General features: G+C 36.1%; 7 protein-coding genes. 6 read left to right on the top strand and 1 reads right to left on the bottom strand.

Annotation, left to right across the window (positions count from 1 at the left end; translation table 11 throughout):
• Entirely contained in the window at positions 1 to 1,413 is a 1,413-nt protein-coding gene (locus IEW94_RS01550; protein ID WP_229669414.1) for a sulfatase-like hydrolase/transferase, read from the bottom strand.
• A 318-nt stretch (positions 1,414 to 1,731) separates the two neighbouring features.
• Between IEW94_RS01550 and IEW94_RS01555 the strand changes: the two genes are divergently transcribed.
• The 6 genes from IEW94_RS01555 to IEW94_RS01580 all read left to right on the top strand — a co-directional run bounded on the left by IEW94_RS01555 (position 1,732) and on the right by IEW94_RS01580 (position 14,360).
• Positions 1,732 to 5,736 carry a hybrid sensor histidine kinase/response regulator transcription factor gene (locus tag IEW94_RS01555; protein ID WP_188649507.1) on the top strand — a complete coding sequence of 1,335 codons (4,005 nt, stop codon included), beginning with the start codon at positions 1,732 to 1,734 and terminating at the stop codon, positions 5,734 to 5,736.
• 138 nt (positions 5,737 to 5,874) lie between these two features.
• Entirely contained in the window at positions 5,875 to 8,955 is a 3,081-nt protein-coding gene (locus IEW94_RS01560) for a SusC/RagA family TonB-linked outer membrane protein (RefSeq protein WP_188649508.1), read from the top strand.
• A 4-nt stretch (positions 8,956 to 8,959) separates the two neighbouring features.
• Positions 8,960 to 10,507 (top strand): RagB/SusD family nutrient uptake outer membrane protein, encoded by a 1,548-nt coding sequence (locus IEW94_RS01565; RefSeq protein WP_188649509.1) that lies wholly within the window; start codon positions 8,960 to 8,962, stop codon positions 10,505 to 10,507.
• Positions 10,508 to 10,523: 16 nt separating this feature from the next.
• On the top strand, positions 10,524 to 11,885 hold the full coding sequence (locus IEW94_RS01570) for a glycosyl hydrolase (RefSeq protein WP_188649510.1): 1,362 nt from the start codon (positions 10,524 to 10,526) through the stop codon (positions 11,883 to 11,885).
• Between the two features lie 78 nt (positions 11,886 to 11,963).
• Complete coding sequence (locus IEW94_RS01575; protein ID WP_188649511.1) at positions 11,964 to 12,788, top strand: T9SS type A sorting domain-containing protein; 825 nt, start codon at positions 11,964 to 11,966, stop codon at positions 12,786 to 12,788.
• 126 nt (positions 12,789 to 12,914) lie between these two features.
• A complete protein-coding gene (locus IEW94_RS01580; RefSeq protein ID WP_188649512.1) occupies positions 12,915 to 14,360 on the top strand; it encodes a sulfatase-like hydrolase/transferase in 1,446 nt (481 codons plus the stop codon).
• Positions 14,361 to 14,368 lie beyond the last annotated feature (8 nt).

Here is a 14,368-nt window from a genome sequence, read left to right on the forward strand (position 1 = left end):
TTAATGTTGTTTAATATATCGGTTTGGATGATTCTCATCGTAAGCTTTATCAGAACCTAAACCTAAGAAAATAGGATCTTTCATTTTTGAGTTCCAATTGTTGTAATACGCTTTTAAGGTATCAGCTTTTGGCGCATTGCTTTCCAATAGATCATGATTCTCACTGATATCTTGATTAAGATTAAAAAAATTGACTGTGTTGTCTTTCACAAAAATTTTATCGCCATTCGCGCTGCGGCTAGCATAATTATGTTGATCAAATTTTCTCCAAAACAAATAGTCATGTGGCACTCCAGTGTTCTGCCCGGCCAAATATGGCATTAGGTTTACTCCGTCCAAAATGTTTTTTGTTTTAATTGGAATAGTTGATTGTGCTATAATGGTTGCAAAAATATCCAAGGATATAACCGGCTTCTCATAAACCATCCCTTCTGGTATTTTTTTTGGCCATTTCATGGCAAATGGCACATGAATGCCTCCTTCAAAAAGCTCTCCTTTGCCACCTCTTAAAATACCGTTATTTGACGCATTGTGTTTTTCAGGCCCTCCATTATCAGATAAAAAACAAATAATGGTATTATCTGTAAGACCTAACTGATCCAGTTTGTTAAGAATATCTCCAACACCATCATCAATGGCGCTAACCATGGCTGCATAAATCTTTCGTTTGGGGTCTTCAACGGACTTAAATCGGTCCAAATATTTCTGTGTGGCCTGTAATGGCCCATGTGGCGCATTGTATGCCAAATAGATAAAAAACGGTTCATCTTTGTACTTATCAATGTAATTAACAACTTCACGAGACAAAGCATCAGTTAAATACTCCGTTTCTTCAACGCGCGAATTGTTTCGCAACAATTTTGTTTTGTAAGCATCAAATTGGGACTTGACTTCATACTCATCTTTTAATGTCCACAATTCTGGAAAATATTGATGGCCACCTGTTAAAAACCCATAAAAATCATCAAAGCCTCGTTTTAATGGGCGCAGGCTTTCATGGGCTCCAAGATGCCATTTTCCCAAAGCGACCGATTTGTAGTTTCCTTTTTTGAGTGCTGCTGCTAAAGTTTCTTCACTTAAAGGCAAACCCATTTCAGGGTCATTGGGTGCAAACAAGGGGTTTCTACCAAAACCAAATCGATCTTGATAACGCCCGGTCATAAGCCCTGCCCTGCTAGGTCCACAAACGGCATAACTTACGTAAGCATTTGTGAATTTTACACCCTGTGCCGCTATTTTGTCTATGTTTGGCGTTGGGATATCCTGGCAACCATTGAAGCCAACATCGGCATATCCCAAATCATCTGCCAAAATAATAATTAAGTTTGGTGATTTATGAGATGACACATTCTGCCCTGATGCGGTCAATAATGACATAAACAGGGAAGCACATAAAACAAAATTTTTATTCATACACTTTTTGTAAGTAATCATAACTCAAATATATCAATGTAATAAATAAACTTGGGGGGCTATACGCTCAATTTAGGGGAACAAAGCGGTCATTCAAATTTATTAAAACCCTGGCAACAAAAAACATAGCAAATTTTACACCTGTTGAGTCTTGCTTTTTTTCCTTATGAAATCTTATGGTTTTTTTATCTTCACCAAAATATCCAATTAAATTTGCCTAATTTTAATAGGTACTCAACCATTAAATTATTACCTTAAAAGGTTACAATCAATTTGCGATAAATTGCTATTTTTAATTAGGTTTACTTTGTAATTTATATGGGACGAGCCATTCTGATTATTAACTTTCTTCTCTCTTTGACCATTTTTGCGCAAGAGAATGACATTAACTATGTCATTGATTTTATAACCACAAAACAAGGATTATCCCATAATTATGTTTCAAGCATAGTTAGTGATGATCTGAACATCAAATGGATAGGGACTGAAAATGGCATCACAAAATTCAATGGGTATGATTATGAATATATTAAACCCAGTGATGAATACAAAGGCTTATTAAATGAAAATATTGAGACGCTTTTTGTTGACAAAGACTCCAATTTATGGATTGGAACAAAAAGTGGGGGCCTTTCCTTTTTAGACATTAAAAATAATACCATAAAAAATTACAATTATTTAATTGATCTTGCTCAAGAAGGTGTTTTGAGAATTACCTCAATTTCTCAGGATGACGAGGGCAATATTTGGGTTGGAACCTGGAAAGATGGTGTTTTTGTAATGGATTTTAAAAATGACGTTCTTGTAAAACATTTCCCCTTCAACCAACAGGTATACAGTATAGCAAAGGATTTTAATAACAATATGTGGTTTTGCAGTGGCTATAATTTGCATTTCTACAACAGCACAGATAAAAAAATCACCAATTTTAATTTACATTTTGGAATTACTGATATTCTGCCAGATGCTTCAAGAAACAAAGTTTGGATTTCAACCTCAGGTATTATTGATACCAAATTATATGGTTTTAATTATGACACCCAATCTATTGAGAGTATTGAAACGGGCGTAATTAGTAACTTTTCAAAAAAACTCTCATTAGATAAATACCACAGAATTTGGATAGGAACATGGGGGAAAGGCGTTTACAGAAGCAATGAAGATCTTTCAAAATTCAGTAAAATCGACTTGGTTTCAAGTAGTTTGGATAGAATTAGTGGAAACTACAATACTATTTTAAGCATCCATCATGATAAAAACAATGTTACCTGGTTGGCTACTGCCAATGGGGGCGTTGTAAAGCTACTGGAAGGAAATGGCTTTAAAAATGCTGATAAACTCATTAATAATCCTGAACTAAAAGGCTATTTAAATTGCACAACCATCTATAAAGACATTCAAAACATTTTTCTGGGCACCTTGTTTAAAGGCGTTTATCACGGAAAAGGTTTTTCTTCTTTATCACAAATAAAACAAATTGGTAACACCAAAGTAAATGCCCTGTATGAACATGACAAAAAGCTGTACATAGGGGCCCAAAACGGATTCTACATTTATGACCTTAACTTGGAAAAAATTGTTTTTTCCTCTAAAAGAAACTTTAAGGTCACAGCTTTTCTTGTTGATAAGGACACCCTATATCTTGGAACGCAGCAATTAGGTATTGCTGTTTTCCCTTTGGAAACAATACATGATGAAGATTCTTATGTTTTTTATTCTGAAGATGAAAAGGACAAACAAAAAATAGAAAGTAATCGGATTACTTCTATTCAAAAAGACGATGATGACAATATTTGGGTGAGCACGTATAACGGATTGCATTTATTTGACAAGAACACTAAATCCTTTATTCATCAATCAACTCTATTACAAGAAAAATTGCCCAGTGTTATTATTAATTCAATGGCTATAAAAGACGGCTTTTTATGGCTGGCAACACCCAGTGGTTTAATTAAGCTCAATTACAAAAACAACCAATTAACAATTGATAATGTTGTCTCAAAAAAAGACGGCCTAAACAGTGACTTTATTTGTGCCGTAACTTTTGATGATCAATCCAATGTATGGCTTAGTACCCACACAGAAATTGTAAAGTATAATGTTATTAATAAATCCATTATCAGCTACGGTGACATCAATGGCATTAAATCAACATCGTTTAATAACAACAGCTTTTACAATTACAATCATGATCTCCTTTTTTTTGGGGGCATAGATAATTTAACGTTTTTCAATCCTTCAAAGCTCAAGGATTTTAACACCATTCCTGAAATTATTTTTACAAACTTAAGAGTAAACAATGAACTGATCCAATATGGGCCAGGCAATTCTATTTTAGACAAAAACTTTAACTATGCCGATAAAATTAAGTTAACCTACAAAGACGGCTTTTTTTCAACACGGTTTGTAGCCAATGACTTTTTAGGGAAACTAAACATCAAATATCGATATTCGTTGGAAGGCTATCAAGACCAATGGATTGATTTACAAAACAGAAACGAAATAAACTTTGCAGGTCTTTCTCCAGGTAATTACACACTTAAAGTAGAAGCCTCCAGAGACAACCAAAACTGGAGCGCCCCAAAATCAATAGATATCATATTACTGGGGTCTCCTTGGAAAAGTCCGCTTGCAATACTGATTTATTCACTGATTCTTTTAGCCATTATCTGGTATTTCATAAGATCAAACAAATATAAGTTAATGCTCAAAAACAATTTAGAGATTGCAAGAATTGATAAGGAGAAAGAAATCGAACTCACAGAAGCCAAATTAAATTTCTTCACCAATATTTCCCACGAATTCAGAACACCTTTAACATTGATTATCAGTCCATTGAAAGAACTTCTGGAAACAGAAAACCTGTCTCCAAAAATGTCCAAAAACCTTAACTATATTGACAGAAACACCAATAGACTCTTAAACCTGATTAATCAACTATTGGATTTTAGAAAAGCCGACCATGGCTTGCTAAAACTAAATGTCTCACAGGGTAACTTTGTTAGGTTTGCCAAAGAAGTCCATCTGTATTTCAAGGAAGCAGCCAAAGCAAAACACATAAAATACAAATTCAAGACATCAAAAGAAGAAATCCTGTTTCCTTTTGATAGAAATAAAATGGAAATTGTGCTTTGTAATATTTTGTCCAATGCTGTTAAATATACCAATTCTGGTGACAAAATAGTCATGAAGATAGATAGTGATTCTAAATACTGTATTATATCAATTAAAGACACCGGTATTGGAATGAACCCCTCAGACCAAAACAAGATATTTGACAGGTTTTTCCAAATTAAATCAGCAAAAACAGCCCGTTTGATTGGTAGTGGCATTGGTTTGTCTTTTTCAAAAAAAATCATTGAATTACACTACGGAAATATTACTGTAAACAGCGAACTTAATGTTGGAACTGAATTTATCATTAAACTTTCCATGAACCCAAAACTTTACGAGGGAGAAATCAATGAAGATTTTATAACAACAGACAATATTAAAGGCTACAACACCAATGAGATATCAAGACCTATAGAAAACCTGAGTATTGAAGCCAAAGAACATTCGGTACTTATTATAGATGATAATTTAGAAATACTCAGTTATCTAAAAGACATCCTTTCTGATACGTATTCTGTAATTGAGGCTGACAACGGTGATTTAGGTTTTGAAAAAGCTTCCACTGAAATTCCAGACCTAATTATAAGTGACGTCATGATGCCAGGTAAAGATGGTATAACCTTGTGCAAGGAATTAAAATCACAAATTACAACCTCACATATTCCTATCATATTATTGACTGCCAGAACATCTACGGTTTTTGAAATTGAAGGTCTAAAAACGGGAGCTGACGATTACGTTACCAAACCGTTTAATTCAAAAGTTATAAAAGCCAGAATTTCCAGCTTATTGGAAAACAGGGAAAAACTCAGAGCCCATTTACTCAATAAAGTACGTTTTGAACCTACAGCAAATGAAATAGAAAGCGATGCCGATACTGAAAACGCTTTCATACACAAAGCCATTTTGTTGGTTGAAAACAATTTGCACAATCCTAATTTTGGCATTGAGAATATGGTTGATGAATTGAACATGAGCCAATCTACCTTGTACCGAAAAATCAAATCATTAACCGGACTCTCATTAACAGCCTTTATCAGATCGGTGCGTTTAAAGAAAGCGGCACACCTCATCCTTGCATCAGATTTGAACCTTAATCAAATAGCTTATGAAGTTGGATTTAATGATTATAAATACTTTAAAACCTCTTTCAAAAAGCAGTTTAACTGTTTGCCTTCAAAATACAAAGACCTCATCAATAGTAAGTAATTTAGGGGGTTTTTTAGCAAATTGAATGATTTAAACCCTTAATTGCTCTATTTCACCTAGCGTTATTTTTTTATTGTTTTGATATTTGTAATAGAGTTTTCAAAGAACTTTTTACTAAACTAATCTCAAAACAAAACTATGAAAGTATTTATTTTTTATTTTCTGCTTTTAATCCCAATTGGGCAACTAGCTTTTTCACAAAATGATATTTCCGGAACAGTTACAGACAGTAGTGGTCAACCACTTCCTGGAGCAACCATCCTTGTGGAAAAAACAAACAGAGGGACAACAACAGACTTTGATGGTGGTTTCACAATTTCAGCTTCCCAAGGTGAAATTTTAAACATCTCTTACGTTGGATTTGCCACAGCCAAAATTACAGTTGGAACAGCTAAAACCTACAATGTACAACTTCAGGAAGACGCTGCTCAGTTAGACGAAGTGGTCGTAGTAGGATACGGTTCGCAAAAAAAGGTGAACTTAACAGGATCGGTTGCTACGGTATCTTTTAAAGAGGAAGTCAACCAACCTGTAACCAACTCGGGCCAATTATTATATGGTCGGTTTTCCGGGGTACAATTAACACAAACCTCTGGTAACCCAGGTGCTGATGGCTCCTCTATAGTTATTAGGGGCATTGGAACCTTTGGTAATAGTACACCTTTAGTAGTAATAGACAATATTCAATATGATGATTTAGCTGCTTTTAACAGTTTAGCACCATCTGATATTGAAAGTGTAACGGTTTTAAAAGATGCTTCTGCAAGTGCCATTTATGGGGCTAGAGGTGCCAATGGCGTTATTTTGGTAACTACCAGAAAAGGTACTGAAGATAAATTTGAAATCAGTTTCAATACTTATTATGGTGTTCAGGATGCTACCGTGAAACCTGGTTTTCTGGGATCGTACGATTATGCAACCTTAATGAATGAAAAATTCAGAAACGAAGATGGGCCAGGCTTTTTGCCAAGATATACACCTGATCAAATAGACGCTATTAGAACAGGGTCCTTACCAGACCAATTTGCAAACACCTCTTGGGCTGATGAAGTTCTTAGAATGGCATCCATTCAAAATCACAACTTTTCCTTCTCTGGCGGTAATTCAAAAACCACCTACAGACTCTCCTTAGGGTATTTAGGTCAAGACGCCATTGTAAGAAGTAAATTTAAAAGTGAACGTTACAACTTAAGTTTTAATATCAACTCAAAATTAAAAGATTGGTTTACGTTGAGCAGTGTGAGTAATGCGTTTTGGAAACGCAATGAAGGTCCTACAGGAGGTCAAGGTGCTTTTGATGGTGATAATGGCATTATTTACATGTTGCAACGAACCGCACCTACCATTCCGGCCTATTATAGCAATGGTGAATATGGTATTGTAGATGGTGCCTATGAAAATAGCAACTATTCATTTGGAACAGCTAACCCATTGAGAAGAGGTTATCTTGGAAATTATAATCAAGATATTATTAACATAAGCCAGCGGATTGGGTTAACGTTTAAATTATCAGATAGTTTTTCATTTGAAACCAGTGGCAGTGCGAACATCATATACAATAATGCATCAGATTTTAGCCCAACAGCAACCATAAGGGATTGGGCCGGTAATATTGTTGGACAAGATCAGTTAAATACACTAAAAAATTCTACGAATCTTGAGTACAGACTATTAAACGAAAATATTTTAAGATATAATAAAACCTTCAATAAAGTTCATGATTTAGGAATCTTGGTAGGCCATTCCATTTCCTATCTAAGAAACGATGGCTTTAATGGCCAATTAAGTGGGTTTCCTACAGATAATTTAGAAGAATTTAATGCAGGAGGTCTTACTAATCCCGCAGTTAATGGTGGTGCCTATGAAGAAGTGACCCAGTCATTTTTTGGTAGAATCAATTACAACTATGCTGGTAAATATCTGGCTGAATTTAATTTAAGACGTGATGGTTCCTCAAAATTTGGACCTCGATACTTATATGGTAATTTTCCTTCTGCATCTGTTGGTTGGAATATCTCCAAAGAAAAGTTTTTGGAAAATGCAGACTATATAACCAATTTAAAAATTAGAGCCAGTTGGGGTATCAGCGGAAATGACAGAATAGGAAACTATATTCCTTATCAAGGTTATAATGCAGACCAAGATTATGTGTTGGGTAACGACACAGATGTTGTTGGGGTAGCTGTTACATCTTTGGCAAATCCATTTATCAGATGGGAACAAACTGAGCAATATGACTTAGGTTTGGACTTAAGTCTATTTAAAAATAAAGTAGAGCTAGTAGCAGATTACTTTAACCGAAATAGTACCGATATTTTATATACAAATTTCCCAATACCAAACACCTTAGGAGTAACCAACTTAGCGGCGCAAAATGCGGCCTCTATGATAAACAGAGGTCTTGAGCTTGGTTTAAACTACAGAGGCAATCTTGGTAATGCCAAGTTCTCACTGGGAGCAAACCTTACCAAAATGATCAAAAATGAAGTAACTGGTTTAGGTGACGGTGGTGAGGAGACTATCAGCAATATTGATATCATCAGGATAGGAGCCCCGTTTAAATCGTATTATGGTCTCAAAGCTATTGGTATCTTTCAAAACTTAGAAGAAATTGCCAATGCGCCAACTCAATTTGGGAATGCTAACACAGCACCCGGAGATATTAGGTATGCTGATATATCTGGACCAGATGGTGTACCTGATGGCGTTGTAAATGATGACGACCGTACAATTATTGGAAATCCAAACCCAAAATTATTAGTAAACTTTAATGGCTCTATAGAATACAAAGGGTTTGATCTTAATTTTATGTTCCAAGGCGTGAGCGGGGTTGACCGATTATTAATGGGTAACGGTAATCTACCAATGGCTGATGACCGAAGTAATGTGTTGAGCTATTGGATTAACCGATGGACACCAGACAACCCAAGTGCGCATTTGCCACGTGTAGGTGGACAAAACAACACCAGAGTATCGTCTTTTTATGTACAGGATGCTTCTTACTTAAGACTTAAATCACTAGAGCTAGGCTATTCATTGCCAAATGATGTTTTGAAAAAAATCAACATTAGCAAGCTAAGAGTTTTTGTAGGTGCTCAAAACCTATTCACCTTTACAGGCCTGGAATACTTTGATCCAGAAGGCGGTTCAGGAAGTCAAAGTAACAGAAATGCACCACTTTACAAAACCATTACCCTAGGGTTAAACTTAAAAATATAACAAGATGAAAAAGATACTATTCGCACTATGCATCATACTTACAGTTACTAACTGTAACGATGATTTTATAAAACGTTCGTCGCTAACACAAATAGCAGAGAATAACTTCTGGCAAAGTGAACAAGATGCCTTTTTGGCACTCAACGGCGTGTACTCAACACTACAAAGTAAATCTTTGTATGGTGGTAATCTTAATGGTTGGCAAGGTTTTCCTGGTTTTGATGGATTGGGTGACAATGCCTTTAACCAATATAAGTGGGAAGGACTTGGGTTGTTTATGGAAGGCACCATAGACCCTTCAAGTGGTCAGTTAGGAGCCATTTGGAACGATCTTTACAGAGGTATTGCCCGTGCCAATGCAGTCATTAAAAATGTGCAAACCATCTCAGAGGATTTAGTGTCTGCCGATACCAAAAAAGAATTATTAGGTCAAGGTTATTTTTTAAGAGCTTTGTTCTACTTTAACTTGGCAGTGTACTATGAAGATGCACCTTTAATCACTGAACCTCAAACTTTAGAGAACGCCTATGTGCCTAAAAACACCTATGCTGAAATTACAGCACAAATTGTTGAGGATTTAAAATTGGCCGTTGATTACTTACCAACCAGCCAACCTGATAATTTATATGGTTACGCTACCAAAGGCGCTGCCCTTGGACTGTTTGCCAGGGTACAATTATACAACCATCAGTATGATGGTGATTATGGTGTTTTAAAATTAACCGAACAAGCCATGGGATTGGGTTATTCACTAGATCCAAATTATGCAGCACTGTTCACCCCTGAAAAAGAGCAGTCACCAGAAATTGTGTTTTCAATCCGCTTTTTAAGAGGCGCTGCCACAAACAATGGCGAAACGTTTTCTGGCACCTATCAAGGGACTCCAAAAGTAGACCAAAGACCCATGCCAAATTTGGTAAATGATTATTATTGTATTGATGGATTACCGGTGACCAGTTCACCATTGTTCAATCCAGCTGACCAAAGACAAAACAGAGACCCAAGAGCCACTGCAACCATTTATTTTAAAGGAGATCAATACTATGACGATCCTGTTAAAGTATTTCCAGGTAATGGTCCTACAAGCTATGGCATGCGTAAATATATTAGACGAGGCCCAGATGCCGAAGGCAATGCCTCTTATGGTGAGGGTTCGCAAGATTTTTACCTCATAAGATATGCCGATATTCTACTAATGCGAGCCGAAGCTATGGCTGAAACCGGAGATTTATCGGGTGCAACTGGTTTGGTCAATCAAATCAGGGATCGCGTGGGTATGCCACATGTAGAAGCTGTTGAAGGTGCTGTAAACCAAACACAAATGATAGACATCGTACGTCATGAAAGACGCGTAGAACTAGCCTTGGAAGGCTTGCGTTTTATGGATTTAAAACGTTGGGGTGAGGTAGAAGACGGATTTAATAGAGCTGCTGCTGACCCTGTTGGTTCATACAATCCCCAATATTTGGGAGGTAGATCAGAAGTCTTCCCAATACCGCAAAACGAAATTGATGTGAATTCTAATTTGGTTCAAAATCCAGTATGGCAATAATCAAAAAAAAATTATTATGAAAAAACAGATTTTATTTTTATTTACCATTCTAACTTTAATAAGTTGTGAAAAGAATGTTATAGGAGATTTTGGGACGACACTGTCCCCAACCTCTGACGGTATAACTCCTGAGGCAATAGCAAAAAAAGGAGTAGCGTTTACTAATAAAACCAAAGCATGGTCCCATAAAACCAGTGATTTAAAAGCACATTGGATGTACAGCTGGGGCAATGTGCTGGCAGACGAAATTCCTGAAAACGTAGAATTTGTCCCCATGTTTTGGGGCAAAGGCTCTGTAACGGATGATAACATAAACCGAATCAAACAGTTAGTTGCAGATGGTAAAGTTAAATACGTATTAGGTTTTAATGAGCCCGATAATGCAACTCAAGCCAATATGACCGTAGACGAAGCCATAGCGTTATGGCCACGATTGGAAGAAATTGGAGTTCCTCTAGGGTCTCCTGCTGCAACAGGTTTTAATAATGCATGGATGACCGAATTTATGCAAAAAGCAAGTGATGCTGGTCTCAGAATTGATTTTTTAACGGTTCACAGTTATGGCGGTGCTAATGTTTTAGGTTTCATCAATAATTTAAAAACAGCGCACGAATTATACAACTTGCCAATTTGGGTTACTGAATTTGCTGTGGCTGATTGGAATGCTTCAACACCAGAGTCTAACAAGTATAGTGAATCGCAAGTTATTTCATTTATGCAAGACGCTACTACAGCTATGAACACTATAGACTGGATTGAACGCTATGCCTGGTTTGATGGCGGTAATGCCGCTTTGGCAACCTCGTCCTTATTTGACAACGATGCTAACATTACTACTTTAGGACAAGTATATGCTGCTATTAATCCAAATGAGAACATAGGCCCTGGCGTAGATACTGAATATACACCACCTTTTGATGCTGATGAATTGATTCAAAATGGGCATTTTGAGGGAGGAACCTACACAAAAACATACAACTGGGGAACTGCTCCTATGCCAAATGGTTGGGATGGATACGAGTCTGGCATTGTTGATACTGATGTTACAACAACCTATACCGGTAATTACTGCGCTAGATTAAAAAGTGGAAGTTCCGCCTTAACAACAGTGGTTCCAGTTGAAGCTGGTAAAACTTACGTTTATAAACTGTATTCTAAATGGGCTCAAGAGGGTGTCAATATGAGAATTGTCTTTAAAGACAATGTAGCCAATGTTAAAATTGGCCAATCAGAATTTTTGCCAATCTCTACAGAATGGACAGAATCAACTGGAGAAATTACAATTCCTGATGGTGTGACTGAAGTATTAATCTCACTTTGGAATGGTAGCCAAACACACTTTTATTTTGATGACATATCATTTAAATTAAAAAAATAAGATCTCTCACAACTTTCATGACCAAAAAGGTCATGAAAGTTGCTTTAATTAATTAATAACCATTTAAAATAAATCATTATGAAAAAAATTACTTTTTTAATTACTTTATTAACCATTTCATTTAGTTTTGGGCAAACCAACTTAATCACCTATGGTAATTTTGAATCACCCCAGGCAACAGGAAAAATAACATCGGCATCAAGCCCTTGGTCATCAAGTGTTGGCTATACTTCTGGCCAATCTTCAGTTAATAATAACAGTTCCGTAGCTCATCTGGGAGATCAATTTTTAGCCATGCCGAATGACTTTACCAACGTAAGGCAATCATTTACCGCAGTTGCAAATACCACTTATACATTAAGTATATGGTATCAATTTATTATGGGACAAGGCACTCCTGACGCTACTGATGGTATATATGTTTCAATAAGAAACGATGATGGGTCAGACAGCGGAAATGGTTCGCAATTTAGCACCCCTATTCAAGTTTACATTGATCCTTCTACCATTGATGGTAGTTGGCATGAACTTACTTTAGAGTTTACAGCGCCTCAAGCCAATTTGTTACTTTTTATGACTAAACAAGCTCGTGCAGCTTCAGGGCCAAATAATGCGGCCAGAATGGATGACATTAGTATTACTGAAAAACTTTTGTCTGTTAAAGATTTAGCACAGTTTAAATTTACTGCATCACCAAATCCAGCAAAAGATTATATAAACATATCAGCTGCTAAACCCATTAATAAGATAGAAGTTTATAATCTTTTGGGACAACAAGTCATTAATTCAAACCTTAACAGTACCAGACAAGACATCAGTGTTTCAAACCTTTCAAAAGGGGTTTACATCCTAAAAGCATTTATTGAAGATGCTACTGGAACCTATAAGTTTGTTAAAGAGTAAATTTTGATTAATAGTTAGTTTTAGTTGTAATTTGATTACAGAAGTATTCTTTTAAATAAACCTATTAGAATGCTTCTGTTTTTTTATCAATAATTATTTAGAACACTTTCAGAAAAAATAATTTTAATGGAAAAACACAGGCCCATACATCATTTTATTATCCTTTTCTTGGGTCTACTGATTTATTCATGTAACAATAAACCAAAAGATAGTTCCGTAACAGCATCAAATCAAAAGGAACAATCAAAACCCAACATCATTATCATTCTTGCTGATGATGCCGGTTATGTTGATTTTGGTTTTATGGGTTGCAAGGATTTAGACACGCCAGAAATAGACAAGTTGGCTAAAGATGGTGTTGTTTTTACCGATGCCCATGTCACGGCAAGCGTTTGTGCTCCTTCAAGGGCAGGACTGATGACTGGTAAGTATCAACAACGGTTCGGATTTGAATCCAACGGAACTGGAGATGCTAAATCAGGTGATATTGGCTTATCTGATGATGTGGTGACTATGGCCAATGTGTTTCAAAAAAACAATTATAAAACCATAGCTATCGGAAAATGGCATTTGGGGGCAACTGCAACAGATCACCCAAACAAGAGAGGATTTGATGAATTTTATGGCTTTTTAGCGGGTAGTCGCTCCTATTTTCCTTTAGATAATCCAGATCAAGAACACATGCTCCAACAAAATGGAAAACGCATCAAATTTGATGGCTATTTAACGGATGTTTTAGGCGACCGTTCGATTCGTTTTGTTGAAGAAAACAAAGACAAACCATTTTTTATGTACTTGGCCTATAATGCGGTACACACACCCATTGAAGCCAAAGAGGATGATTTAGAAAAATACAAAAATAATCCTAGACAATACTTAGCAGCCATGACTTGGTCCTTGGATCAAAACATAGGTAAACTCAGAAATAAATTAAAGGAATTAAACCTATTGGATAATACCCTTATTTATTTTTTAAGTGATAACGGAGGCGCCCACAACAACAGTTCACAAAATGGCCCTTTAAAAGGCTGGAAAGGTAATGAATTTGAAGGCGGCCATCGGGTTCCTTTTATTGTAAGTTGGCCAGCCAAAATAAAGCCAGATCAAAAATTTAATGGATTGACTTCGTCATTGGATATTTTTAGAACCTCACTGGCGGCGGCACATATCAAACAAGATGATAATTTGCAATTGGATGGCGTGAATTTATTGCCTTATTTATTTAAAGAAAAACAAGGAAACCCACATCAAGAACTGTATTGGAGAAAACTGGAAGAATCAGCTGCCAGAATGGGTGATTTTAAATTGGTACAACTTAAAGATTTTGGAGCAACCATGTACAACTTATCTCAAGATTTAGGAGAAATGAATGATCTCTCAACATCTGATACAGCAACTTATAATACCCTATCAAAAAAATACACTGATTGGGAATCAAACATGATGGTTCCTTTATGGCGAGAAGGAAAATCATGGGAAGATGTTACGTACTATATCCAAAAAAGACTCATGGAAAACAAACCTGTATTGTACAAATCACCTGAAGAGAAAAAACAAATAGCTACTCATTAAGTTTACAA

It is taken from the genome of Yeosuana aromativorans, from assembly GCF_014646655.1.
GTDB classification, from domain to species: domain Bacteria; phylum Bacteroidota; class Bacteroidia; order Flavobacteriales; family Flavobacteriaceae; genus Yeosuana; species Yeosuana aromativorans.